This is a genomic window from Serratia sp. 14-2641, assembly GCF_001692375.1.
GTDB classification, from domain to species: domain Bacteria; phylum Pseudomonadota; class Gammaproteobacteria; order Enterobacterales; family Enterobacteriaceae; genus Chania; species Chania fonticola_C.
The window spans coordinates 12,205-38,792 of the sequence record NZ_LXKR01000008.1 but is presented as its reverse complement, the minus strand read 5'-3'; the positions used below and the strand labels follow the sequence as shown (position 1 = coordinate 38,792).

Below are 26,588 nucleotides of genomic sequence, written 5' to 3'. Positions count from 1 at the left end.
CCACACTACCCCGACCAGTTAGCAGAGATCCTTCACAGGAAGCGACCCAACTGAAGTTGTAGCTCAGAAACTAAAAATTTTACTGTAACATATTATATTTATTGACATATTCACTCAATTTACCGGTCGTGTCCCGTACACAATAAAGATCCCGGCCAACTGCCCGGGATTTATCACGAGGTCTAGATTAGGTCTTCACCATTTAAAAGCACGATGACATTGTCTGAACCTAACTCTTTTCTGATCATCTCTGCCATTTCGTCTGTCGATATTTTAAGAGATTTGTTATTCACACTGATAACAAAGTAAGAGCAGGGCACCAATCCAAAATCACTTGCAACCTCTCGCTGAATTGGATGAGGTATAACTCCATTTGATAAATAATATTGAGCAGGGAATACACAGGGGTATTTTTCTGCAAATGCATTCAATTTCCCCTGCAATTCAGCAAGGTTATATGTTGTATAGCATGAAATATGTATAGACATAATCCCCTCACTTAATCCTTATAGTATTGCCTGATTTATCAACAACAATAACCTTCTCAAGCCCCATTATTGGCCACTTAGTGAGTTGTTGCAATGCAGGAATTGACACTTTTGTATCACTCATATTAATAACAACATTTGTTGTTTGCCCCGAGTCAATTTTTTCTTTAACACCAAACCATATATTCCTAACACTGCTAGAACTAGGAGCATAGTTATCAAAGATCTCGCCATTAATCCGGTAATCCGGATTTTTCCTTCCAGCTATAGAAGGGTTCTGCTCCACATAAAACCCTGATTGTGAAAGAATTTGAGCACTCTCATTTTCCCGGTTCAGCGAGCGGATATTCTCCTTCGTCATCCCTGATTCCATCTTGGTGACAGGCCCCGTTAAAGCACCCTCAGATTTCGCAATCACATTACCGATAGTGCCGGTTTGCCATATGGTAGAGTTACCCGGTGGCGCTATTGCTCCATCTGCTTTGCCTATAACATTGTTTCCCGCAACTCCACCAAAGATTGCCGCTGTCCCTAAGCCGATATTTAGTGCACCTTCTCCGTAGTTGCCATCAACTACCTGGCCGATTCCAGTACCGGTTTGATAACCCCCGCCTGCTGCCAGAGTTGAACGAGCAATAATCCCCGGAGCACCGGGCAAAGCGAGTAAAGCATCGGTTCCTAATGCAGCCTGGCCGGATTGTACGCTGTACCCTTTCAGATAACTCAGTGCCTCGTTATACGCTTTGGTATCTCCTGTGGAGGCAACAAACGCTTTGCCTGCGACCAGTGACTGAATAGCGTCAGCCGCTTGCTGTGGGGTATACCCGTACATAGACTGAAGTTCATAACCATACTGGTTAAGTAATCCAGCTAGCTCTTGCTTCTGGCCTTCTGTCAGTGGTTGGCCTGATTGGAACTGTTGCAGCAACACATTGCTGGCTCGATCTTCATTCGTCAGCCTGACGATATTCTGTGAAGCTTCTAACAGGTTTTTACCGGCTTTCTGATCCTCGATGGATTTATTCAGTGTTTCGGCTTGTTGTGGGCTAAGGAAGTTATTCTCCACAACAACTTTATCCTGTGCGGAGTCAGCCATCTAACAGAATTTTTCCTAGCATACTCAGCAATTTACAACCGATTTTTCCCTGTGCATTTTGGCCCGGGCAATTTTTCCCCAGACGCGTTTTTTCAGCCCGTTACGCCATTTTCCCCCAACGCTGTTAAAGAGCAACCAACCACAACATCGTACCTGGTGTGTTCCGGTTGCAGCCGCGGAAGGTGATAATTTTCAATGTATAAGAACCCCTGCCAATTGAACGGGGTTCTTATCTCAGTTCAAAATATCCGCTGACACATTGCCAGTATCGAAAAACTCTTTAAACACCCTGACAACAAGTTCAAAGTCTTTTGTTAGTTGTCGTTCAGGCCAATAATCACCAAGTATCAATAACTTACAATTAGATAGGGATTGATCCCAGTAAAACCGTACCCTGTAATCATCATCTGTTTCTTCACCAAGAGTCAGCATATAATTACCATTCTCTGCTCTTACCTGAAGCATATCAGGCCCAACGTCTGCACCATCAAGGATATCAAGAGTCAGAGTTCCTGCTTTGCCTTCTAGTTTACTTAGGTATCCTTCAACCTCTTCCCATGTAGGTGATTTTTTTTCCCGCCCTGACTATTGAGGGTCCATTTTAGGGATAAGAACATCTCTAGTTTTTCTCCTTGATGGATTTCATACCAGGCTGCCAATATAGGATCGTGTTGGTTTTTTCTTCGACTATTGTCAAAGATTTCAAACCTGCTTTATCCGCCATTGCAGCAATATCACCTTTGCAAAAACCACACACAGGCTCTAGTGATACTGTTAATGTCATATCACGACCTTTAATGATACCTTGTTCGAAAGCTTGCTGAATAACACCAACTTCCGCATGAGCTGTCGCCATATTTCCATTTGGGAAGGTTCTACCTTCACTTTCAATTTTTGCAACAATCCTCTCGTTAATCAGTGTTGGTCGACTTGCATCACCCAGGAAAAAGTCAGGCCTACCGCCTTGGTTCGTATCGGTAAAGATTGTACCTGTTTGTGAGTCAGTTAACTCTGCTGTCACTTTAGGATTTGCAGATTCCGGCGCTATATCGACAAGGGGGCATCATGAACATTACCTTCACACACTAACCGATCCCGGAGCTGACGATCGACGGCGGCATTCTGGCCAAGCTGGGTTTTACCCCTGGCACACCATTACAGCTCACGCTGCGGCCCGATGGCCTGTGGATCACCCCCGTCACCGATGCGGCCACCTGGAACGCACTGTGCGAAGCCAGCCAACAGCAGCAAGATCTGGGGGCGGATTGGGTACGGCAGAACGGCGAGCTGATCATCGCCGGAGACTGGATCATTGAGTCCGGGATCACCGATGTGGCACAACTGGAGATCACCACCGCACCCGGTGTGATCCGGTTGCAGCGGCGGGAAGATGGAGGGTTCAGGGCTTAAAAGCCGGGATCTCTCATTCAGTTAATAGTGCTAGCAAGATGGTAATAACCTTTCGATTTTTTCTTTATCTTTCTCATGAAAAACAACCTCTAGTTGATGCCTTTCATCATCATTCCAATCTAAGACTGAATCTTTTAATACCTCTAAATATATACACAAGTCAGAATCAGGAATGCTCGGCAATGACTCATGCACGATCATTATTTTATTTTCACTAATCCAATCTAGATCGCGCAAACAATCATAGAGGGAGTTCCAGTTGAGACCAAAATACCCAGGAAGCCAAAGTAAGTAATAAAGAGATCTTAGCAACTCGTCAGTATCAGCTATGGTTGGATCCACCCTAGCCACAAACACCTCACCACCATCATAACATACTGATTTATTTGCAAATTTAAAAACACCCATCACATAATCACCTGATTTTTATGAACGTCTTATAATGATCATTCGTATAGTAAGCCTCGCCATTTTGCCCGACAATGACTCGTTGAGGTCCTGGCCCTGATATATTCGGAGTTGGATGAACATATTCCTTGTAATATCCAGTAGATTGTGTGGGCAAGCCAGATTTTCCTGTTGTTCGGTCAGGTAGATTTTTGAATACTGAACCATCGTTTCTATGTGGATTCGTTCCACCGCTAGCAATTCGGTCAAGTGTGGGTTTTAAATCCACAGTTCCAGAAAATGTTTGCCCTGTTTTTATATCTTTTACTGTAACACCTTCGATAAAACGAACAGGCTCTTTGGCTGCATTGGCTGTATTAGCTGGTTTCGTGGAACCTCCACCGCCTCTACCACCGCCGCCGATAATACCGCCGCCACCTTCTAACGGGTCAACTATCGCCTTACACGTCAGCGGGGTACATTTGCCCAGCGCATTATTCTCCACCGCATTCTTACCGGCCTGAGCACCCGCCAGAGCGTTAGCGGTGCTATCACCTGTCACGCCGCCAGCTAAACCTGCTGCCAGCGTCGATAGCGCACTGAGACTCTGCTTCTGCTCCTCACTCAGTTTAGCAATTTTTTCCGGCGTGTCTGCACCATATAACTTTTCTGCCAGATAACGCGCAGCCAATTCACCACCAGCGCCCCCCGCAGCACCCGCGGCTGCCGAGTTGCCACTCACTTGTGCCGCTATCGCCCCCCACACCGCATGGGCAAGCGCGTTGGCCGTTTCATTCGTACCGGTATACTTCTTGATTTGCTCGGCCGCGTACGGGCTCAAACCACCAGCAAGAGCCTGGGAGATATTTCCCCCTGCCAACCCCTGCAATGCAGCCGTTACCGCCTGCGCCGCTTTCTGCAAGTCACTGCCCGTACCATACTGCTTCATGGCCTCTTTATACGCTGCAGTGTCTTTCAGGATGCTGACGTACTGGTCAATCTCTTCCTGCTTGGCATTTTTTCCCGGTTCCGGCGGCAGTTTGCCATCTTTCGCCAGATCGGCTTTCGCCGCATTCAGCCCGTTTATCTCACCCTGCGTGCGGATGATATCCGCTGCCTGCCCGCCGATCTCGCCAATCAACTGCGCCTGTTTCAACCGGTTCTGCTCTTTCTCCTTGTCGAAGATCGGCGCAATGCTGCCGTTGGCATTCTCCGTATCCCGGCTCAGGTCGGCGACATTTTGTTGCTGGTTGTCTTTGTCACGAACAGTGATGTTACCTTCGCTCACCGCCGCCTGCGTGGTGCCGCTAGCATGGCCGCTGCCGTTCAGGCCCGATAGCATCCCGCCCGCCAGGTTGCCCTGGAACTCCTTACCACCAAAGTCACCACCACCGCTTATCCCGACCCCGACATGTTCGACGTTGTAGTCCGCCTTATTGTTCAGGTCACTGAAGCCCAGTGTCCCGGTATCCAGGCTGTTTTTGTCCGCCGTGCCCGTTGAACTGATTACCGCGCCATCCAGTTGGGTATGCTCGCCGACCTTAACGTCAAAGCCCCCCTTGCCCGCAAAGATCCCGGTCTGCTCCTGCACCGAGTCGTAGTTGCTGTGCATCTTGTCCTGGCTCAGGTTCAGGTAGCCAGAACCACTCATCGAGCCCCAGGTGAAGCTGCCACCCGCACTGGCGTTCTGCTGCTTCATGTCGTAGAGATCGCTGTCCTGCTGGCTGGAGAGCGTCAGGTTGCGTCCTACGTCAACATCCACCTTGTCACCGCTGACCTGTGCACCGGCCAGGGTAGTATCGCGCCCGCTATTCATGGCAAGCGTCTTACCGCTGTCGATGGTTGTCTCTGTCCACTGCGTACCGGTGCCTTTCTCACTGCCTTTGCCAGCGTTGACGTTGGCGAACACCTTAATACCCGTGTCTTTACCCAGGCTCAGGCCGATACCGATTTCACCGCCGCTGCTCTTGTTACTCCCCGTCTGCTGTTGGGAATTAGCCGCCCCGGCAAGCAAGATGTCGCGAGAGGCATCGATAGTGGTATCACCACCCGCTTTCAACTGGCTACCCGCAATCACCACATTGCCACTGTTGGCACCGCTGCCTTTGCCAGTTGCGGTCACCGACAGATTATTACCCGCCGTCAGCGTCGAACCGGTGACATTATCAGAGACCTGTTTTTGCGTGGATGAAGACTTTTGGGCCCCCAGAGAAAGGCTGATACCAATCGCATTACCTGCATTACCCTTGGTATTCTCCAACACAGCGGCCTGTCCTGCCTGCACCCCGGACAACGCGGCTTTGGTGCCCTGCAAGGCGGCCAAACGGCCATCGCTTTCACTTTTGGCACTCTGCGCTGCCGCTATCGCTGAGTTGGCCGCTGCACCTGCCGCACCGGACAACGCCACCGTCAGGCCACTCTGCTTCTGCTCAAACCGCTCTTCTACCGTACGTAGGTCATGCCCCGGTTCGATAACGACGCTGTCGCCAGTAACGTTGAGATTTTTACCGGCAATCAGATCCGCACCGCCGATATGTGCCTTGCCACCCGCAACGATATTCACATCGCCACCGGTTGAGCCGATGGTGCTCACACTCTGGCTCTGCGTCGTACCGTCTTCGTTCACCTGATGGCGAGAGCTGGAGCTACCAATCGTCACCCCGATACCACCGGTGCCCATCAGTCCGCTCTTTTTCTTCTCATCCAACCGGTAGCTGGACTGTTCTTCCGTCGCCGCTACGATCTCGACGTTGTTACCCGCTTGCAGGTTAACTTTGCCGTCACCCACAACCGAAGATCCCTTCACCGTCAGATCGTTACCCGCAGACAGCGACACATTGTCGCCGCTCAGCAGCGTGCCTTTTTCCTGCGTGGCGTAATCTTCCCGCACCGTGTGGGTGGTGGTCTTCGACAGGAACCCTTTCTTGGTCTTGGTTTCTTCGAAGAAGGAGTAGTCACTTTCGGTGGCGCTGTTGAGCGTCAGATCGCGTCCGGCGTTTACCGCCACATCACCGCTGGCCTGCACCTGTGCCGCATTCAAGGTGGCATCTCGATCGGCGCGAATCGTGGTGTTGCCCCGGCTGGCAATTTCAGTACCTTGCTGACGGATAGACTCATCCACCTGCTGGCGTTTACCTTCCTTGCTCTCGCGGTATTCGCTGGTTTGCTGGGTATAGAGGTTTACGTCACGCCCGGCGTTCAGGTTGACGTTGTTGTCCGCCACCATTGCTGCGGCCTGCGAGTTCACATCCCGGCCGGCATCCAGCGTTAAATCGCCGCCGCTGGTGAGGGTGGTGCGCGTGGCATCGTTACTGCGCTGTTCGGTGCCGTTATCTTTCTGCCGGGTGCTCGCTTCCTGCGTTTGCAGGTTGATATCGCGCCCAGCTATTAGGGTAGTATCACTCTGGCTGCCAACCTGGCTGGCCTTCACGTTGACATCACGGCCTGCATCAACCGTCAGCGGCCCACCAGCGCTAATTTCGCTACCCTGGCTGCTGTGAGTTTCGCTCTCTCTTACGTTCCGCCAGCCCTGATATTTATCGGCACTGTAGGTGGTGTTGGCCAAGACGTTGATATCGCCCCCCGCCAGCAGATCCATCGCACCACCGGAAGTCAATTTGGCCCCCAGAATATCGATGTTGTTGCCAGCGCTCAGGCTCAAGCTGTCCAAGGCCTGGATGGTGCCGATATCGCCGATTTCCGTGCGTGACAGCGACAGGCTTTGTGGCATCCAGCCCCCCAGGGAACCCTGGGTATTCCACTGGTTAGTCAGCGTCTGGTTGATGATGCTGCCATCAAGGCTTTCCAACTGCACCGATTTGCCGCTGATGATTGAGCCGATATTATTGATATCGCCAATCGCGCTCAGTTGCAGGTTGCCGCCCGCATTGAGCAGGCCTGCATTGAGGTTGCTGATGCTGTTCTGGCTATCGAGCGTCAGCGCGTTCTGTGCGGTCAGCGTGCTGCCACTGTTGGTGATATTACCGGCGGTGAGTGAGACATTTTTCCCGGCAATCACGCTGCCGTTATTGATCGTCACATCCTTTGGTGACAGGTAAAGCTTCGGCACCATCACCGTCTGGCCATTGATGCTGGTCGCTTCCCACCACAAGATGCTGTGATCCAACGAGGCGATCTGCTGCGCCGTCAACGAAACCCCAAACTTCAGCCCCAGCGATTGTTGCGCCTTAGCGGCGTTATCCATCAGGGTTTGCATCTGCTCCAGGTCTGAACCGATCCCGTTCAGATAGCGGCTCCCCGTCTGATTGAGCATTGCATTGCTGACGTAACGGGTGTCAAAGGCCGCATCCCCCAGGAAACGGTAATCGTAATCCGGGTGGAGGTTTAGGCGGTCCAGGAAATAGGAAGAGCCGATAAATTTGTCTTCTACCGTGAACTGTTCGTTGGTTTCACGCGGGCTCTGGCCTGGGTTGATCCCCAGCAGCGCGTAGAGATCGCCAAACAGGCTCGGATCGAGTTGCCCCAGGCCGTTAAGTTTCGGGTTGGTGGTGATCAGATACGGGCTGTCCGGATCGGTGGACGCTACAAAATAACCGTTCTCGCCCGTAGGCAGAGGATACGCACTGGTATCGACCGTTTTGCCTTGATACGGGTTTAAGGCCTTACCCTCCGTGCCGATCAGGTCCTTGCCATCGGTGGTGGTGTTTTGTAACTTGGCGCCATCCCCCAGATTGGCGCTGCCCTGGCCAGCGTCGCTGTATTTTCCTAACCCGGTGAGCTCAGGGGTAACGTTATCCAGGCCGCTTCCCCCGTTAATCTGTTGCAGGGCATTTTGCAGGCTGTCTTGCCATTCAGGCGAATTGACCGCTGCCTTATCACCGGCAGACAGCGCCTGTTTCTCTACGGCACCGCCGATAGTCTGTTGGCTCAGGGTACTGAGCGTAGGCGTAGCAAGGGTATTGCTTACTCCACCCGCGTTAGCCAAGGTGTTGGTATTACTGATGTCATTAGCAAAGTTTGCCGAGACGTTACCGCCAGCCTGAATAACGGCGCGGTAGATTTCACCTTCTCCACGTTCATAGCGTACTTCGCCCGTCGCCGTGTAGACGATGTAGTTGGATGTAATCTCCCCTTTAGAAACACTGGTTTCTGGCACCGGAACTGTGCTCAGGCCATAACCATACTGATACGTTTGATAGCGGGTTTCACTGCCCGAGAACCAGGATTGGTTATTCAGGTTACTCCCTGAAAGATAGGCATTGTTGTTGGCTAGAATATTGCTGGCCTGATTGTCCAGTTGGCCGGCATAAAGGCTGAGATCACGCCCGGCCGCGATACGGGCTGCGCCACCGTTTGCCGTGACGGTGACCGTCGAAACGCCAGAGGCAAACTCCTTAATCCGTTGGTTAAGATAAGGCGTTGGCGTTGAACTGTAATACCTTGTCGGAGACGCTCCGTGGCCAGGGCTGCCGCCGCCCGATTCCCAGGACTTGATGACATAGCCGTAGTCGCCTTTGTTGAAGAAGGTTAACGGTATTTTGGCCTCAAAATCTGTCACCCAGGAATACTGTGGTGCGCTGCTTTCAGAGCTAACCACACTCAGCCCATCGCGCTGATTCAGCAAATGGGCAGTGTTAATGGTGATATCACCATATTGCGTCTCGATGGTGCCGGAACTGTTCACTACCTCGGCGTTGGCATTATCCGCCATATCACGCTGCATCCACAGGCTGTTGCCCGCCAGGATGTCACCACGCAGGTTTTTGATGCTGTTGGCCAGCAGGTACAGGTTGTTACCGGCATACAGCAAGGCGGTGTTAATCAGGCTGCCAGCCGCATTCAGCGTCATCGAGCCCAGCGTGCCGGTAAACCCGTCAACGGTGATATCGCTCTGGCTGTTCAGGGTTACGTCGCCCCCTGATTGCAGCGTTCCGACCGCATTCATGGCAATGGAGCTGCCATTGAGGGTGCTAACCCCACTTCCGCCGGTGATTTGCCCGTTGTTGGTCAAGATGCCGTACGCCGTGAGGTTGATGCTCTGCCCCTGTAGAGTGCCTTGGTTGGTCAACGCCCCCTGGCTGTTAACGTTCAGGCTCTGGCCTGCGGCAATCACATTCTGGTTGGTAAAGGCGCTCACCAGTTGCAGCGTCAGATTACCCAATGCCACGACCTGGCCACGTTGATCAAAATCGCCACTGCTCAGCAGTAAATCGCCCCCGCTGAACATTTTCCCTGTCTCTTGTAGCGCCACCTGACCGGCATGGATGCCAAGCCCGGAGGTGCCAAGCAGCGTGCCACCGTTAGTCAGTTGCTGGGTATTCAACGCCAGGTTGCTTCCCTGGATCGTGCCCTGATTGTTCAGGCTGCCTGCGGTCAACGTTCCCTGCAGTTCTGCCAGTAAGGTACCGCTGTTGTCCAACGCATCCGCATTCAGTAACAGGGAGCCAGCCTGTAGCCAACCGGTGTTGGTAAATTGCGAGCCATGGAGTGACAGATCGGAGCCAGCAAGCAGGCTTCCGTCATTACGCCCTGATATCGTCCCCTCGAACCGGCTGTCAGCACCGCTTTGTATCAGGCCGCTGTTGACCCAGTACGGCGAGGTAATGGCGAGTGCGTTCTGGCTGAGAAGGGTACCCGTGGCGTTATTGGTCAACCCACCGGTAAGGTTCAGCGTTAAGCCTGTTTCACCTTGTACTCGCCCACTGTTGGTTAACGTACCGCCGTTAACCCACACGCCGTTCCCCTGGATACGCCCAAGGTTGGTGACCGAGGCCGCATCCAGTTTCAGGTCACCCGCCGTCAGCAGGGTTGTATCTTGCTGTTGGGTGAAATCCCCGCTCAGCGCGACCGTCAGGCCGTCAACGCCGCTGATTTCGCCCTGATTATTCAGGGTGTCAGCGTGTAGGGTGAGATTTTTTGCCAGCCACTGCCCGGCGTTGGTCAACGACTGTGCCTGTAATGCAGCTGCACCATTGGCGGTAATTTTGCTGCCAGCCGTCGAATTCAATGCCCCAGACAGAGCCATTTGCAACGCATCCGCACTCTGGATTGAGCCACTGTTATTCAACATCTGAGCATTCAGCAGGATCTGTTGCCCCTGCCAGCGGCCGTCATTGGTCACCGTACTGCCATTAACAGAAAGCGTTCCCTGCGTCAGGAGTGAGCCCTGGCTGCCGTTCACCAGCGTCAACAACGGGACGGAGAATGCCTGAATACCTAACGTCAGCGACTGCAGACCGATCAGCGTACCTGCGTTATTCACCAAGTTCTGCGTCAGACTGAGGATGTTACCCTGTACGGCACCTTGGTTATTCAACGTAGCGCCCGCCAAAGACAGACTTCCGTCACTCAGGACGGCACCGTTATTGGTCAGCGTCTGCGCCTGTATTTCGCTGTTACCCTGGCTAAGCAGTGACCCTTCATTCACCAGTTCATCAGTGACGTTGACGGCTAGAGAATCGCTCCCCAGCAGGCTGCCACGGTTCAACCAGCTAGTGGCAGTGACGTGGGTTTGTCCACCCTGAACCAACCCCTCTGAGCTCAGTTGCCCGGCATTCAGTGATAACGCGCCCCCGGCCAACGTACGGCTTGACGCACCCAGCGTCAGCGTATCACCGTGGGCATTCAGCCACTCGCTACCTTGCCATAATCCCGTGTTATTCAGCGTAGCGGCATCCAGCATCAACCGGCTGGCCACCAGCTTGCCGCTGTTGGTCAGATAGTCGCCGCTCAGGTTCAGCGTCCCCAGGCTTCCCATCTGTCCGCTGTTTTGCAGCGTATTGAACACCGTACCGGTCAGGTTTGAGCGCGCGCTCATCGATCCGCTGTTATCCAGGCTGTCGACACCGAAGGTCAGGCTATTCCCCTGCCAGGATCCGGCGTTGGTGACTGCGCCACCGTTGATTGCCAGCTCACCATCGCTCAGCAGTTGTGCACCGGCCAGCACGTTCAGCGCGGTGCTGTTCAGAGTCAGCCCGGCATTGCCCTGCATGATGCCGCTGTGAGTCACGGTGCCACTATCCACCGCCAGCGTATTGCCCGCCAATACCCCGGCATTGTTCACCGATTGGCTGCGGAAAGTGGCATTTTCACGGGCCACCAGTTGGCCGCCTTGCTGGTTTACCAAGCCACCCTGCACATCCAGATTCAGGTTGTTCGCCAGGATGCTGCCCTGGTTGGTGAATTGCAGGCCGGTGAGAGACAAATCATCATTCACCTGCAATAGGCCAGCGTTGTCCAGTTGATCGAGCGCCAGCTCCAGCGCACCGCCGCTGACCAGTTTCCCGCTGGCAAGGTTACTGATAGTGGGGATAGCCAGTTGCAGATGGCTGTTGCCCTGTAACAGGCCGCTGTTGGTCAGCTGTGGCGCGGTCAATACCACCTTGTCTGCCGCCAGGGTACCCTGGTTCAGAATATGGGCCGCCGTGAGGTCAATCCGATCCTGGCTCAGCAACAGGCCACTGTTGAGCATGTCACCGGTCAGGTCTGCCGTCAGGCGATCTTGCGCCTGGGCACTGCCACCGTTCTGCCAGGTCTGGGCTTTCACCGCCAGTTGTAGCCCTTGCAGAGCGCCCTGGTTAACCAACTGTTGGCCTTCAAGGCGTAACGCCCCGCTCGATAACATTTGGCCTGTGGCAGCATTATTGAGATGAGTACCGGAAAGTTGCAGGGATTGGCTACCCTGCACCAGCCCCTTGTTGATAACGTCGCCCACGACGGAGAGCACGGTGGCCGCCAGCCATCCTGCGTTGTCCACTGAGCCCGCAGAGACAGTCATCCCTTGCTGGCCGAGGATCTTCCCTTGGTTGGTCAACGTATTGGCGACTACCAGGTTTGCCGTTTGTTCACTCAGCGCATTGCCGTTGTTAAACCACTCCTGGGTGGACAGATCCAGTGTCTGGCCCTGAAGCAATCCGCTATTGGTCAGCGAATCTGCCCGTATTGTCAGTGCTCCGCCACTGAGTAAAACACTACCGAGCTGGTTGTCTAACGTGGAGGTGCCGATATTGAGCTGATGGCTGCCTTGTAGTGTCCCCGTATTGAACAGGGCCGTGGTATCCAGGGTCAGCGTCGTTGCGGCCAGCAGGCCATCATTACTGAACTGAGGTGTGGCCAGCGCTAAGGAGCCGCTCGCGTTGACGGTGCCGTTTTGCTGGTTGCTGAACTGTTTGGCCAGTGACAAGACCATCAGGACCGCCTGCATCGTCCCGGCGTTGGTCAAGGTGTCTGCAATCAGGTTTAGCGAACCGCCGGTGAGTACACGCCCACGATTGGTGGCTTCCACAGCCTTGATAGCAAGGGCGCTGTCACCCTGCAACGTGCCGCTATTGGCGATGCTGTTGGTGTTCAGGATCAGTTGATCGGCAGCCAGTTGCCCGGCATTGGACAACGCCATACCGTTCAGTGACAGCTTATCTTTCGCCAACAGCAAACCGCTCTGCTGGTTATCAACTTGCAGGGTTTTGGCCGTCAGGTTCACGGCATTGATTTCACCGCTGTTGAGCAGTTGATCGCCACTGAGCACCAAATCCCGATCGGTGGTGATCAGCCCGGCGTTTTTCAGCGTCGGGATAGCCAGCGAAAGGGCATTGGCCGTATACACGGTGCCGCCCTTCTGGTTGTCCATCAGGCGGGCGATAAGCTCCAGGGTCTGGCTGCCTTGTAGCAAGCCGCTGTTGGTCAGCGTTTGGCTGTTAATCTTCAAGACAGGAGCGACCAGCGTGCCCTGGTTTGTCAGGGTGTCCGCCTTCAGGGCCAGGGTTGCGGCATGGCTTTTACCACTGTGCAGCAGTGAATCCGCCTCTACCGTTAATGCCCCTTTCGCCGTTTGGGTACCCGCCAGCGTGGCTTGTTGTGCCTGGAGGGTGAGATTGCCCCCACTTTGTATCTGAGCGCCCGGCTGCGTGTTCAACGTCGTACCATGCCAGGCCAGATCGCCCCCCGCATTCCATTCCCCGCCTAACGTGGCGTTACCCGCGTTAACCGTGATCTTGCCTTGGCTGGTGGTGAGAGCATCTGCCGCCGTGGTCAGCGTATCGCTGTTGAGGGTTAACCCCGTCGCGCCGGAGAGCAGGCCGTTCTGTTGCAGCGTTCCAGCCCACAGCGTCAGGCTGTCGTCACTCAACAACTCGCCGTAACTGCCATTTCGCAACGTATCGCTGACGTTAAGATCGGCTTTGCCTTTAGCACTCAAGGTGCCATCTTGATCCAACGTCTGGCTGGTGACGGCCAGCGATCCCCCACTCAGTATCTTGCCGCTGTTGGTGAGAGACTGACCGTTCAGCGACAGGTTTCCCTGGCTCTGAACGGTTCCACTATTCCCCAGATGGGAGAGAGTGCTTTGTATCGCCCCATTGGCCGCCAGCGTGCCGCTGTTGACCAAGCTGGCACCGCTGAGGGTGAGGTTTTGCCCGGCAGTCACTTGCCCCTGCGTCATGCCGCTATTGAACAACGTCATGTCGACATGGCGGGCAGCATCAATCTGGCTCGAACTGTCCACCCGCGCGTCACGAGCCCGCAGGCTGACATCGTTGCCAGCGGTCAGTTTGCCGCTGCTCATCTGCAACGCACCGCCGCTGGTGAGAGCGATATTCTGGTCACTGACCAGCGTGCCGCCCTGCTTGGAGAGATCCCCCTGGCTGTTTAACGTAATGGACTGGGTGGCCTTGTGGTCGCCCAACATGCTGATACTTTGCCCTGTCGCCGTTAATGCACCACCTTGTGCCAGCGAATTATTGAGCGTCAATTTGCCGTTGGCATCCAGGGTGATATCCCCGGCACGGGCATTGAGGTTACCTAGGTTGACGCCAACGCCCTTGTCGCTGGAAACCAGATGGATTCGGTTGGCATACATGCCCCCCAACGCACCGGTATCGACCGCCACTTTAGGCGCTTCGCCCTGGCCCACAATCGGGGTTGCATTACCCTGTGCATCCACACGGTTAGCACCCAGCGTAATGGTGGCATCCTGGGCATACAGTTGGGCGTTGATCTCGGTGGCACGGGCAATCAGGGCAAATTTCCCGCTCTGGCTGGCATCCAGACCTTTGCCCTGAATGCTGATCGCCCCTTGCGTGACTTCCAACGCCTGCAGTTTGCCGTCCGGCCCTAACACCGGTTTACCGGTGGTCAGCGTCGCGTTCGGGGTGTTGATGAAGCCACAGCCATCGCAGGTGATACCGTAAGGATTGGCAACCATCACGTTGGCCTGCTTGCCCGCCACTTCCAGATAGCCTTGCAACTGGGAGCGGTTCGGGGCGACAACCTCGTTGATGATGCCTTGGGCTTCCTGCCCGGCCTTCAAATTGGGGTTGTTCTGGATCAGGCCGCCAAGCTGGGTCTGATTGAGCTGCCCGGTGGCGTTATTGAGGATCAGCCCCTCTTTGCCCACGTTGAATTCATTGTATTTATTATGGGAAATGCCCGCCTGATTAGGCGTAGCGATATTGACCACCGGCACGCCATTGCCAGCCTGATCGAGCCGGGTATTCCCTTCGGCGACGTTAACACCGTTCGCCAAGGCGGGCAGCAACGGCTGCCAGGCTAGCAAGCTGCACAGGGTATAGCTCAACCAACGCTGGCTGGCATGAATGGGCCGATCGTCTTTTTGCGTCATCCTTGAAACCTTTCCCTGTAAATTAAAGAACGATGTTAATACGGTAGTAAATCGACACCCGATCCGGCTCTAACCAACTCGGATGCGCCAGCGGCCAGCCCACGGTAAATTGGCTGCTGAAATAGCGGTTACGGCTGCCTAGCCCCACCGCGCCGCCCCACAACGTGCCGGAAGCGTAGGCGTCCACGGAGTCGTGGCGCAGATAACCGCCATCTACGGCAGCCAATACGGAAATATCGCCCAGATACGGCAGGCTGAACGGCGACCAGTTGACCTCGTTACGCCAGTAGCCGCCTTTGTCGCCAGAGAGATACTGTTCCTTGAAGCCACGCACCGAACTTTCGCCGCCGAGGGTCAGGCGCTCGCTGCCGTAAAGGCGATCGGGCGTCCACTGGCCGTACAGGCTGGTGAGGTAGTTCCAGTTCTGCGCCAACGGCAAGTAATAGCTGCCGGAGAGCGTGTATTTATTAAACTCCGCCTTAGGGGCTTCACTGGCCTTGCCGCGGTCATCTTCCGCGCCTAACCAGGGAACGCCACGGCTGTAGGAGGGGTTAAGCGTGGCAAAACCGCCCCACAGTTTTTGGCTATGGCTCACGCCCAGAGATACGCTGGTCAGTTTACGGCTGCTGCTGTCCAGCCGGGTGTCATTCAGATAGTTGCGGTTGATACGGTGGGTCAGGCCCAGCGCCAGGCCGGTTTTCATATCACTGTTACGGAACAATACGCGCGAAACGTTGAAGCGATGGGTCTGGCTGTCGCCGGTGGATCGCCAGTCAAAGCCCTGATTGTCGATCGTCGAGAGATAGTCGCTGTAGGAGTAGTTGTAATCCATCAGCCAGTAGCCATAAGGCAAGCTGACACCGGCCTGGACGCTGCGTGCATCGTGATCGTTGGCGAAATCGCTGCTGCGCGCGCCGGTCACAAACCACTGATCCGCCAGCCCCAGCAGGTTATTGCCGGTCAATGAGCCGTTGATCTGTCCGGTGCCGGTACTTTTCTGCCCGCTGTTGTCAAAACCCAGCCCCAGCATCACCGGGAACTCGGGCTTGGCGGTCAGGTTGACCACCGAATAGCCCGGTTGGCTACCGGGCAGGATTTCAATCTGCACCGGTTGCTGGCGCAGGCGGTTGATCTGCTCCATGCCCTGCTCGATATCGCGCAGGTTAAGGATGTTGCCCACCAGGCCGGGGAACGCCATCTTCAGCATTCGGTCATCCCGTTGGTCCAGCAAGATCTTCTCCAACTGCCCTTCCAGCACCAGCAGCTTTAACTCCCCATGGGACAGGTCTTGCTCGGTCAGAAAAGCGCGGCTGGTGATATAGCCCCTTTCGATATACCAATCGGAAACCTGCTGTACCAAGGTGTTGATCTGGGCCAGATTCAGGCAGCGTTGCAGATAGGGTTGCGTCAAGGCTTGCCGCGCACGGGCGGGCAGATGGCTGGCACCTTCAAGGCGAATGGTCGTAATGGTGAAGCACGGCCCGCCGGGGGCTGTGGCTGCTGGCGTTTTTGGCAGCACCGGCGTCAGGCTGCGTTGCAATTCCTGACGTTGTTGTTGGTTTTGCTGCAACAATTCACGTTGTTGCTGTTGGATTGTATCTCGATCCGCCGGGCTGAGCATATTGGCGCCAACCGCCGAACTGAGAGAAAGAAACAACAATGATACTGCCAACCGCTGAGCTACTGAGTCCATTCAGATAAACCGCCTTAATGATTTTGCGGCATTCTAACGACATAATTCGGCATCAGACAAGCAAGAGATCGTGACTGTACGGGACTTAGAGGCATCGTAATTGGCATAAATCTCAGAGTGAGGCGGGGTAAATATTCTGAAACTGTTTTAATGCCTGCACTTTATTTGCTGTATGTAAACTAAACAGTCAATTATGCTAAATAGAGGCGGATTTTTCTTATTAAAAAAAGAATCGGCAGCCGTGCCCAATTTATACGACAGATTAAGTCATCAATTAAGCCAAACCCGTTAAGTGGGCGCAGCATGCAGCGCCCACCTGGATAGGTTTGGTCACAGAATTTATTCTGAGCTTGATGCTCAGCTCGCTATCGCCTCTGAACCGCCCTTGTCCAACGGCTCTTCCGGTTCGGCAGGCAGCACCATATAGGTGCCCTCAAATACTGCCCCTTTGTCGTCATCACCGAATAAATGCACTTCTGCCTGCACGCGCGCCCGGCGGCCACGCGCCAAACGGGCGAGATCGCCACTCAGTGAGCTAAGATCGGCTACTGCCCTCGGCCTGCCGGTGATCGGTTTGCTGTAGCGAATGTGGGCGTCTGCCAGAATAATCGTGCCCCCCAGGTGACGCTCACGCAGCAGCAGCCAGATCAGCCCCCAGGCGGTCAACGTTGCCAGGGAGAACAGGCTACCGGCAAACAGCGTATGGTGAGGATTCTGATTACCCACTTCCGGCATGGTGGTAACAAAGCGTTGGCCGGTATATTGGCTGATGCGCACCCCCATCTTTTCACTAAGCGGGATATGTTCATACCAGGCTTGCTGCAACTGCCCGCACCAGTCGGGGCGATGCAGAATATCGTCCAGCGTGGCGACGGGTTTGATCATCAGGTAATGGCGGATCGGCGTAGTTTGCGGCGCAGTGATTTCGCCCTGGTTAATAAAGCCCAGCTTGGCAAAGAAGTCTACCGCATCCTCACGGGCGCTACACACCACCCGTTTTACCCCTTCCTGGCGCGCTACAGACTCCAGGGTCATCGCCACCAGCGTGCCAAGGCCTTTGTCCTGCACCGTGGGATCAACCGCCAGGAAGCGGATAGCGGCTTCGTTATCGGCATTGATATACAGACGGCCAATCGCCACAATCCGGCCGTTCTCATCCACCACCATCTGATGGTGCGCCATGGCGTCGTAGGCATCCTTTTCCGAACCCACCGGCTGGTGTAATGGCTTGCGCAGCATCTCCCAGCGAAACTGGTAATAGTCTTTCAGTTCTTGTTCTGTAACGGGTACTCGTAGGTGATACATAGACGCCTTCTCTTGTGATCTTTAAACCTGCAGCCAGAACGTCACCGGGCCATCGTTCACCAATGCCACCTGCATATCGGCGGCAAACTCACCGGTCTGGGTTTCAATACCACGTTCCTGGCACTGCCCAACAAAATAGCGGTATAGCCGATCGGCCTCCTGCGGCACCGCACCGCGCGAAAAACTCGGCCGCATGCCTTTCTGGGTATCGGCAACCAGGGTGAACTGCGACACCACCAACAGGCTACCACCAGCCTGCTGAACGTTGAGATTCATTTTGTCATCCTCGTCGCCGAAGATGCGATACCCCAGCACCCGCTCACACAGGCGTTGGGCTTTTTGCTCGTTATCGTCCTGCTCGACGCCCAATAACACTAACAAACCGGGGCCAATCTTGCCTACCGTCTTACCTTCTACCGTAACGCTGGCGTTTAATACCCGTTGAATTAACGCAATCATAACGATCCTTCCTGCTCCTGTTTTTGCTGTTGTTCTGCTTTCTGCTGCCGGTAAAGACGGTACTCGCCCATCGTAACGGTAATTTCGGCACCCAATAACACGATACACCAGCTCCAGTAGACCCATAAAAATAAAATCGGGATCACCGCCAGCACGCCGTAGATCAACTGGTAGGAAGGGAACATGGTGACATACATCGCAAAGCCTTTCTTACCCAGCTCGAACAGCACCCCTGCCACCAGCGCCCCAACCAGCGCATCTTTCGCAGGCACGCGTACCGTGGGCACCACGCTGTATAACAACCAGAAAGAGACCCAGGACAGGATCAGCGGGAAGATGCGCAGCACCTCATCCACCAGGCTGTTAACGCCGGTTTGCGCTAACCAGTTTAGCGACAACAGATAAGAGCTGATCGCCATACTGGCCCCCACCAACAGCGGGCCGAGGGTCAGCACCATCCAGTAAACGGCAAAGGAAACCACGATCGGCCGTTGGTTCTTACTGCGCCAGATGGTGTTCAACACGCTATCCACCGAATAAATCAGCAGCAGCGCGGTGACAATCAGGCCGCAGATCCCCACGGCGGTCATCTTGCTGGAGTTGGCAACAAACTGCTCCAGGTAACGTTGCAGCACGTTACCGGCGGCAGGCATAAAGTTGGAGAAAATAAAGCTTTTTAGCTGCACGCTGATATCCGCAAACATCGGGAAAACGGCAAACAGCGCAAATACCACGGTGATCAGCGGCACCAGGGAAAGTAGCGAGACATAGGCCAGATGGCCCGCCAACATGGTCAGGCCATCCTCATCAATACGTTTAATCAGCAACCGCCCGAAGGTTATTCCGGGTTTGATCGACGATGGCAGCTTTTTGCGGCGGAAAAACGACATAGCTTCATCCTAAATGTCAGTCTGGACGCCTTAAGCTTAACGTACGGTGATTATTGAGCAAAATAAGCCGGTACAACCTGGCGATCGATGACGTGCACCGCCTTGATCCCCAGCGCTGCGGCCGCTTCTACGTTCGCCGCCACATCGTCAAAGAATACCGCTTGATCCGCCGGGGTGTTTTCCGCCTTCAGTACGTGCTGATAGATGTTGGCATCGGGTTTGCGCATGCCTAGATCCTGCGACAGATACATGTGATCGGCTGCTTCAGCGACCTGAGGGTAGTGCTGAGGCCAATAATTACAGTGCAGGCGGTTGGTATTCGATAACACCACCACGCGATGCCCCTCGTTGCGCAGACGGTGCATAATCTCGATCACTTCAGGGCGCAGGGCAACAAACACCGCCTGCCAGCCGGTGGCAAACTGCTCGAAGCTGAGCGCTATCCCCATTTCTTCACAGAGTTTTGCCGCAAAGTCTTCGTCGCTAATCTCGCCGCGCTCATGCTGTTGGAATACCTCACCCATGCTAAAACGTTCGGACAACGTCGCCAGCGGTGTGCCGCTCAGGTTGCTCCACACGCCCAGTACACGTTTGAAATCGATATCGACAATCACATTACCTAAATCAAAGATATACAGCATAGTCCTCTCCCATGCGCCAGTGAGATTTCACTGTAACGGGAAAAGTTAAGGCTGAACAGGGAGCAGTGTGAAAAGCGCATGGCGCGCCGCAGAAAGGGAGAAAGACAGAGGAAAAAACTCAGGGCGCTGTGACACGCCCTAAGTATTGCGGATTAAATCGGCGAATTAAGCTTCTTTAGGACCGCGGTTGGCACGCTTACGATCGTTTTCCGTCAGGTGACGCTTACGGATACGGATCGAGATTGGCGTGACTTCTACCAGTTCGTCATCATCGATGAATTCCAGAGCTTGCTCCAGAGACATTTTGATGGCCGGAACCAGGGTAGTCGCTTCATCGGTACCCGATGCACGCATGTTGGTCAGTTTCTTACCGGTCAGGCAGTTCACGGTCAGGTCGTTAGAACGTGAGTGAATACCGATGATCTGGCCTTCATACACTTCAGCACCGTGGCCCAGGAACAGCTTACCGCGATCTTGCAGACCGTACAGAGCGAACGCTACCGCTTTGCCCTGGCCGTTAGAGATCAGCACGCCGTTCTGACGCTGGCCCACTTCGCCCGGACGCACATCGTCGTAGTGGCTGAAGGTGGAGTACAGCAGACCGGTACCAGAAGTCATGGTCATGAATTCGTTACGGAAACCGATCAGACCACGGCTTGGGATCACGTAGTCAAGACGCACACGGCCCTTGCCATCTGGATCCATGTTTTTCAGGTCAGCTTTACGCTCACCCATCGCCTGCATCACAGAACCCTGGTGCTGTTCTTCGATGTCCAGCGTCACGTTCTCGAACGGCTCTTGCTTGCGGCCATCGATTTCACGGAAGATAACTTTCGGACGGGAAACCGCCAGTTCAAAACCTTCACGACGCATGTTTTCGATCAGAACCGACAGGTGAAGTTCACCACGGCCTGAAACACGGAATGCATCAGCATCTTCGGTTTCTTCAACGCGCAACGCCACGTTGTGTACCAGTTCCTTGTTCAGACGCTCAAGGATTTGGCGTGAAGTCACGAACTTGCCTTCTTTACCACAGAACGGTGAGGTATTGACGTTAAAGAACATGCTTACGGTAGGTTCATCAACCGACAGTGCTGGCAACGCTTCAACCGCGTTCACATCACAAATGGTGTCAGAGATGTTCAGCTCGCCCAGGCCGGTGATGGCAACGATGTCGCCCGCTTCGGCAACGGTGGCTTCGATACGTTCCAGACCCATATGGGTCAGCACTTTACCGATTTTACCGTTACGGGTTTTGCCTTCGCTGTCGATCAGGGTGATCTGCTGGTTAGGCTTGACTTTACCACGCTTGATACGGCCGATGCCGATAACGCCCACGTAGTTGTTGTAGTCCAGCTGCGAGATCTGCATCTGGAAAGGTGCTTCCAGCTCAACCTGCGGCGCAGAGACGTGATCGACAATCGCCTGGTACAGCGGAGTCATGTCTTCGGCCATATCGTTATGGTCGAGACCCGCGATACCCATCAATGCGGATGCATAGATGATTGGGAAGTCGAGCTGTTCGTCGGTAGCGTCCAGGTTAACGAACAGGTCGAAGACCTGATCCACAACCCAGTCAGGACGCGCGCCAGGGCGGTCAACCTTGTTGATTACCACGATCGGTTTCAGACCATTAGCAAACGCTTTCTTGGTCACGAAACGGGTTTGCGGCATTGGGCCATCCATTGCATCCACAACCAGCAGCACCGAGTCGACCATTGACATCACGCGCTCTACCTCGCCGCCGAAATCGGCGTGTCCTGGGGTGTCTACGATGTTGATGCGGTAGTCTTTCCAATTAATGGCGGTGTTTTTTGCGAGGATGGTAATCCCACGCTCTTTCTCCAAATCGTTGGAGTCCATTACGCGTTCTGTCGCTTCTGAACGCTCTCCGAAAGTACCGGATTGTTGCAGCAACTTGTCAACCAAGGTGGTCTTACCATGGTCAACGTGGGCAATAATGGCGATGTTACGCAAATTTTCGATCACAGCTTTGCCTCAGGCATTAGAAATAGCGCGCTATTGTACACGTATTAAGCGAGGTACTAAACAAGATCACAACACTCTCTTATAAACAACTGTGTACAGGCTAGTTTGTGATCCCTTTCACGGTGCAAAAAGCAGCAATGGGTGATGTTTTGCACCATTCTAGTGCCCTACCCCAGGTTATTTGCACCACCATAGTGCATTGCATCGCTAATGGTGCATACTGGCAATGAGCAAAACCCGCACAAACCGGCGATTTTTTCGCTTTTTAAAAGTTGGCACAGTTTTCGCTTTAGTCTACACAAGGCAAAACAGGCCAGTTACACAGATTCGTTCCACGACGATGACAACGATAAATCCGGGAGAGTTAAGTATGTCCGCTGAACACGTTTTGACGATGCTGAATGAGCATGAAGTGAAATTCGTAGACCTGCGTTTCACTGACACCAAGGGTAAAGAACAACACGTCACCATCCCTGCTCATCAGGTAAATGCCGACTTCTTCGAAGAAGGTAAAATGTTTGACGGCTCCTCAATCGGTGGTTGGAAGGGCATCAACGAATCTGACATGGTACTGATGCCAGACGCCAGCACGGCGGTTCTGGATCCGTTCTTCGAAGAATCTACCCTGATCATTCGTTGTGACATCCTCGAGCCAGGCACCATGCAGGGCTACGATCGTGACCCACGTTCGATCTCCAAGCGTGCTGAAGACTTCCTGCGCTCTTCCGGCATCGCCGATACCGTGCTGTTTGGGCCAGAACCGGAGTTCTTCCTGTTTGACGACGTGCGCTTTGGCAGCAGCATCCGTGGTTCCCATGTCAGCATTGATGACATCGAAGGCGCCTGGAACACCAGCACCAAATACGAAGGCGGCAACAAAGGCCACCGTCCAGCAGTAAAAGGCGGTTACTTCCCAGTGCCACCGGTCGACTCTTCACAGGACATCCGTTCTACCATGTGTCTGACCATGGAAGAAATGGGCCTGGTGGTTGAAGCTCACCACCACGAAGTGGCAACCGCCGGTCAGAACGAAGTGGCCACCCGCTTCAACACCATGACCAAGAAAGCCGACGAAATCCAAATCTACAAATACGTGGTTCACAACGTGGCTCACGCATTTGGCAAAACCGCGACCTTCATGCCAAAACCGATGTTCGGCGATAACGGCTCAGGTATGCACTGCCATATGTCACTGTCCAAGAACGGCACCAACCTGTTCGCTGGCGACAAGTACGGCGGCCTGTCTGAAATGGCGCTGTTCTACATTGGCGGCATCATCAAGCACGCTAAAGCAATCAACGCCCTGGCCAACCCGACCACCAACTCCTACAAGCGTCTGGTCCCAGGTTACGAAGCGCCGGTTATGCTGGCTTACTCTGCCCGTAACCGCTCTGCATCTATCCGTATCCCAGTGGTTGCCAGCCCGAAAGCGCGCCGTATAGAAGCTCGCTTCCCGGACCCAGCGGCTAACCCATACCTGTGCTTCGCCGCACTGCTGATGGCTGGCCTGGACGGCGTGATCAACAAGATCCACCCTGGCGATGCCATGGATAAAAACCTGTATGACCTGCCGCCGGAAGAAGAAGCTGAAATTCCAAAAGTGGCTGGCTCACTGGATGAAGCAATGGCCGCACTGAACGAAGACCGTGAGTTCCTGACCCGCGGTGGCGTATTCACCGACGACGCGATCGATGCCTACATCGAACTGCGTAAAGAAGAGATGGATCGCGTGCGCATGACGCCACACCCAGTTGAGTTCGAACTGTACTACAGCGTTTAAGTCATAGCGTTTAAGCCTTACCCGCGCTGTCTACGGATGGCGCATCGCTCGCTATTTATCTAAGCCGTTTTTTTGTTGCCGTGGAAACTTTTAGCCCATCTTCGGATGGGCTTTTTTCTCCACCGTATGTTCTGCAAAACTATTTCATACCGTGATGGTTGCGGATGGAGTAGGATGGATGCACTAAAAAGGTGCAGGAGACTGCTGTATGGCAACCGGCAAGCTGCCCGATGCTGGGCAGATCCTCAATTCTCTCATCAATAGCATTTTGCTGTTGGATGACACACTGGCGATCCACTACGCCAACCCGGCGGCACAACAGCTGCTGGCACAGAGTTCTCGTAAACTTTTCGGTACACCGCTGCCCGATTTACTCGGTTATTTTTCGCTGAATATCGATTTGATGCGCGAGAGCCTGCATGCTGGTCAGGGTTTTACCGATAACGAAGTGACCCTGGTGGTCGACAGCCGCGCCCATATCCTCTCCCTGACCGCTCAAGCGCTGCCAGATGGTTTTATTTTGCTTGAGCTGGCCCCAATGGACAATCAGCGTCGCCTCAGCCAGGAGCAGTTACAGCACGCTCAACAGGTTGCGGCTCGCGATCTGGTGCGCGGCCTGGCCCACGAAATCAAAAATCCGCTCGGCGGTTTGCGGGGTGCTGCGCAGTTACTGGCGAAAGCTTTGCCAGACCCCTCGCTGACGGAATACACCAAGGTGATCATCGAACAGGCCGATCGGCTGCGTAATCTGGTAGATCGCCTGCTAGGGCCACAGCGCCCCGGCCAACATATTACCCAGAGTATCCATCAGGTAGCGGAACGAGTCTTCCAATTGGTGTCGTTGGAAAAACCCGATAACGTCACGCTGGTGCGTGATTACGACCCTAGCCTGCCTGAGCTGGCGCACGATCCCGATCAAATCGAGCAGGTGTTGCTCAATATCACCCGCAACGCATTGCAGGCGCTGAGCGAAACCGGTGGCACCATCACGCTGCGCACTCGTACCGCGTTTCAGATCACCCTGCACGGCACCCGTTACCGGCTGGCGGCACGGATCGATGTTGAGGATGACGGCCCGGGCGTACCGGCCCAGTTGCAAGACACTCTGTTCTACCCGATGGTCAGCGGCCGCGAAGGCGGTACCGGCCTGGGGTTATCCATCGCCCGTAATCTAATCGATCAGCATTGCGGAAAAATTGAATTTAACAGTTGGCCAGGTCACACCGAATTCTCGGTTTTCCTGCCTATTCGCCAGTGAGGTTTGTGCTATGCAACGAGGGATAGTCTGGATCGTCGATGACGATAGCTCCATCCGCTGGGTGCTCGAACGTGCGCTCACCGGAGCCGGGGTGAACAGCGTCACCTTCGACAACGGCAATGCCGTGTTGGAAGCATTGGCCACGCAAACTCCCGACGTGCTGCTATCAGATATCCGCATGCCGGGTATGGATGGCCTGGCGCTGCTCAAGCAGATCAAACAGCGTCACCCGATGCTCCCGGTCATCATAATGACGGCGCATTCGGATCTGGACGCGGCGGTTAGCGCCTATCAACAGGGGGCATTCGATTACCTGCCAAAACCCTTTGATATTGATGAAGCCGTCGCGCTGGTAGAGCGTGCCATCAGCCACTATCAAGAGCAGCAGCAACCCGCTCGCAGCCAGCCTGCCAACGATCCCGTCGCCGATATTATTGGTGAAGCCCCGGCAATGCAGGATGTGTTCCGCATTATTGGCCGCCTGTCGCGTTCCTCCATCAGCGTGCTGATCAACGGGGAGTCGGGAACCGGGAAAGAGCTGGTTGCCCATGCGCTGCATCGCCACAGCCCACGCGTCAAATCGCCGTTTATCGCCCTGAACATGGCCGCGATCCCCAAAGACCTGATCGAATCTGAACTGTTCGGCCATGAGAAAGGGGCGTTTACCGGCGCCAATCAGATCCGTCAGGGCCGTTTTGAACAAGCCGACGGTGGCACGCTGTTCCTGGATGAAATCGGGGATATGCCGCTGGATGTACAAACCCGCTTGCTGCGCGTGTTGGCGGACGGCCAGTTCTATCGCGTGGGTGGCTATGCACCGGTGAAGGTAGACGTGCGTATCATTGCCGCCACCCACCAGAACCTGGAGTTGCGCGTCCAAGAGGGCAAATTCCGTGAGGATCTGTTCCACCGCCTGAACGTGATCCGCGTACATCTGCCGCCGCTGCGTGAGCGCCGTGAGGATATTCCACGCTTGGCACGCTATTTCCTACAGGTGGCCGCGAAAGAGTTGGGGGTGGAGGCGAAGAACCTGCATCCGGAAACCGAAACCGCCCTCACTCGCCTGCCGTGGCCGGGCAACGTACGCCAGTTGGAAAACACCTGCCGCTGGCTGACCGTGATGGCCGCCGGGCAAGAAGTACTGATCCAGGATCTGCCCTCGGAACTGTTTGAAACCGCCGCGCCGCAAGCCAGCAGCCACGGCCTGCCGGACAGTTGGGCCACGTTGTTGGCACAGTGGGCCGACCGCGCGTTACGTTCCGGTCATCAAAACCTGTTGTCCGAAGCTCAGCCGGAAATGGAGCGCACCTTGCTCACCACCGCGCTACGACATACCCAGGGGCACAAACAGGAAGCCGCTCGCTTGTTGGGATGGGGCCGGAATACCTTAACGCGCAAGCTGAAAGAATTAGGCATGGAGTAAATAATATCCCTAACCCTCTCCCAAAAGGAGGGGGACCGAACGTGCCACTGATTTGCCCCTGCGCTCAGTTGCTACATTGTTCTTGGGAAGAGCCACAGAATAACGCCCTACCTGATATCAACTCCGTACCAGCTCCCTCTCCCTGTGCGAGAGGGTTGAGGTGAGGGGTAATTGATGATTAAAAATACAATCCA

15 protein-coding genes are annotated in these 26,588 nt (G+C 54.5%); 4 read left to right on the top strand and 11 right to left on the bottom strand.

Annotation, left to right across the window (positions count from 1 at the left end; all coding sequences use genetic code 11):
* Nucleotides 1–182 precede the first annotated feature (182 nt).
* The 3 genes from A6U95_RS29610 to A6U95_RS29605 all read right to left on the bottom strand — a co-directional run bounded on the left by A6U95_RS29610 (nt 183) and on the right by A6U95_RS29605 (nt 2,605).
* The gene (locus tag A6U95_RS29610) at nt 183–488 is read right to left on the bottom strand and encodes a hypothetical protein (RefSeq protein ID WP_074423322.1); all 306 of its coding nucleotides are present in this window, start codon (nt 486–488) and stop codon (nt 183–185) included.
* Nucleotides 489–495: 7 nt separating this feature from the next.
* Complete coding sequence (locus A6U95_RS05020; protein ID WP_065683714.1) at nt 496–1,584, bottom strand: hypothetical protein; 1,089 nt, start codon at nt 1,582–1,584, stop codon at nt 496–498.
* Between the two features lie 619 nt (nt 1,585–2,203).
* Nucleotides 2,204–2,605 (bottom strand): deaminase, encoded by a 402-nt coding sequence (locus A6U95_RS29605; protein ID WP_074423321.1) that lies wholly within the window; start codon nt 2,603–2,605, stop codon nt 2,204–2,206.
* Between the two features lie 71 nt (nt 2,606–2,676).
* Between A6U95_RS29605 and A6U95_RS31400 the strand changes: the two genes are divergently transcribed.
* Nucleotides 2,677–2,994 carry a type I toxin-antitoxin system SymE family toxin gene (locus A6U95_RS31400; protein WP_241810626.1) on the top strand — a complete coding sequence of 106 codons (318 nt, stop codon included), beginning with the start codon at nt 2,677–2,679 and terminating at the stop codon, nt 2,992–2,994.
* 30 nt (nt 2,995–3,024) lie between these two features.
* Here A6U95_RS31400 and A6U95_RS05000 read toward each other — a convergent pair whose 3' ends face one another.
* The 8 genes from A6U95_RS05000 to typA all read right to left on the bottom strand — a co-directional run bounded on the left by A6U95_RS05000 (nt 3,025) and on the right by typA (nt 21,933).
* Nucleotides 3,025–3,402: a barstar family protein gene (locus A6U95_RS05000; protein WP_065683711.1), complete on the bottom strand. Its 378-nt coding sequence runs from the start codon at nt 3,400–3,402 to the stop codon at nt 3,025–3,027.
* Between the two features lie 7 nt (nt 3,403–3,409).
* A complete protein-coding gene (locus A6U95_RS04995) occupies nt 3,410–14,956 on the bottom strand; it encodes a hemagglutinin repeat-containing protein (protein ID WP_065683710.1) in 11,547 nt (3,848 codons plus the stop codon).
* A gap of 22 nt (nt 14,957–14,978) precedes the next feature.
* Entirely contained in the window at nt 14,979–16,649 is a 1,671-nt protein-coding gene (locus A6U95_RS04990; RefSeq protein ID WP_065683709.1) for a ShlB/FhaC/HecB family hemolysin secretion/activation protein, read from the bottom strand.
* A 357-nt stretch (nt 16,650–17,006) separates the two neighbouring features.
* Entirely contained in the window at nt 17,007–17,954 is a 948-nt protein-coding gene (gene fabY / locus A6U95_RS04985) for a fatty acid biosynthesis protein FabY (RefSeq protein ID WP_065683708.1), read from the bottom strand.
* Nucleotides 17,955–17,975: 21 nt separating this feature from the next.
* A complete protein-coding gene (gene dtd, locus A6U95_RS04980) occupies nt 17,976–18,413 on the bottom strand; it encodes a D-aminoacyl-tRNA deacylase (RefSeq protein ID WP_065683707.1) in 438 nt (145 codons plus the stop codon).
* The gene (locus tag A6U95_RS04975; protein ID WP_065683706.1) at nt 18,410–19,303 is read right to left on the bottom strand and encodes a virulence factor BrkB family protein; all 894 of its coding nucleotides are present in this window, start codon (nt 19,301–19,303) and stop codon (nt 18,410–18,412) included. Before A6U95_RS04975 ends, dtd begins: the two co-directional genes overlap by 4 nt.
* A gap of 50 nt (nt 19,304–19,353) precedes the next feature.
* Nucleotides 19,354–19,944, bottom strand: coding sequence for a glucose-1-phosphatase (gene yihX, locus A6U95_RS04970; RefSeq protein ID WP_024482960.1), 591 nt, complete (start codon nt 19,942–19,944; stop codon nt 19,354–19,356).
* Nucleotides 19,945–20,109: 165 nt separating this feature from the next.
* Nucleotides 20,110–21,933, bottom strand: a complete 1,824-nt coding sequence (typA, locus tag A6U95_RS04965) for a ribosome-dependent GTPase TypA (protein ID WP_059199303.1) — start codon at nt 21,931–21,933, stop codon at nt 20,110–20,112.
* 370 nt (nt 21,934–22,303) lie between these two features.
* On the opposite strand from typA, the gene glnA reads away from it, so the two are divergent.
* From glnA to glnG, 3 genes are all read left to right on the top strand, one after another.
* Complete coding sequence (gene glnA, locus A6U95_RS04960) at nt 22,304–23,713, top strand: glutamate--ammonia ligase (RefSeq protein WP_024527823.1); 1,410 nt, start codon at nt 22,304–22,306, stop codon at nt 23,711–23,713.
* A 208-nt stretch (nt 23,714–23,921) separates the two neighbouring features.
* Nucleotides 23,922–24,971: a nitrogen regulation protein NR(II) gene (gene glnL / locus A6U95_RS04955; protein WP_065683705.1), complete on the top strand. Its 1,050-nt coding sequence runs from the start codon at nt 23,922–23,924 to the stop codon at nt 24,969–24,971.
* Nucleotides 24,972–24,981: 10 nt separating this feature from the next.
* Nucleotides 24,982–26,394, top strand: coding sequence for a nitrogen regulation protein NR(I) (gene glnG / locus A6U95_RS04950; protein WP_065683704.1), 1,413 nt, complete (start codon nt 24,982–24,984; stop codon nt 26,392–26,394).
* Nucleotides 26,395–26,588: the final 194 nt, after the last annotated feature.

Bases quoted from the DNA above. Each gene is read 5' to 3' on its own strand.
- yihX (WP_024482960.1), bottom strand. From the start codon at position 19,944: ATGCTGTATATCTTTGATTTAGGTAATGTGATTGTCGATATCGATTTC.
- A6U95_RS29610 (WP_074423322.1), bottom strand. From the start codon at position 488: ATGTCTATACATATTTCATGCTATACAACATATAACCTTGCTGAATTG.
- A6U95_RS05020 (WP_065683714.1), bottom strand. From the start codon at position 1,584: ATGGCTGACTCCGCACAGGATAAAGTTGTTGTGGAGAATAACTTCCTT.
- glnA (WP_024527823.1), top strand. From the start codon at position 22,304: ATGTCCGCTGAACACGTTTTGACGATGCTGAATGAGCATGAAGTGAAA.
- A6U95_RS05000 (WP_065683711.1), bottom strand. From the start codon at position 3,402: ATGGGTGTTTTTAAATTTGCAAATAAATCAGTATGTTATGATGGTGGT.
- glnL (WP_065683705.1), top strand. From the start codon at position 23,922: ATGGCAACCGGCAAGCTGCCCGATGCTGGGCAGATCCTCAATTCTCTC.
- glnG (WP_065683704.1), top strand. From the start codon at position 24,982: ATGCAACGAGGGATAGTCTGGATCGTCGATGACGATAGCTCCATCCGC.
- dtd (WP_065683707.1), bottom strand. From the start codon at position 18,413: ATGATTGCGTTAATTCAACGGGTATTAAACGCCAGCGTTACGGTAGAA.
- A6U95_RS04995 (WP_065683710.1), bottom strand. From the start codon at position 14,956: ATGACGCAAAAAGACGATCGGCCCATTCATGCCAGCCAGCGTTGGTTG.
- A6U95_RS04990 (WP_065683709.1), bottom strand. From the start codon at position 16,649: ATGGACTCAGTAGCTCAGCGGTTGGCAGTATCATTGTTGTTTCTTTCT.
- fabY (WP_065683708.1), bottom strand. From the start codon at position 17,954: ATGTATCACCTACGAGTACCCGTTACAGAACAAGAACTGAAAGACTAT.
- A6U95_RS04975 (WP_065683706.1), bottom strand. From the start codon at position 19,303: ATGTCGTTTTTCCGCCGCAAAAAGCTGCCATCGTCGATCAAACCCGGA.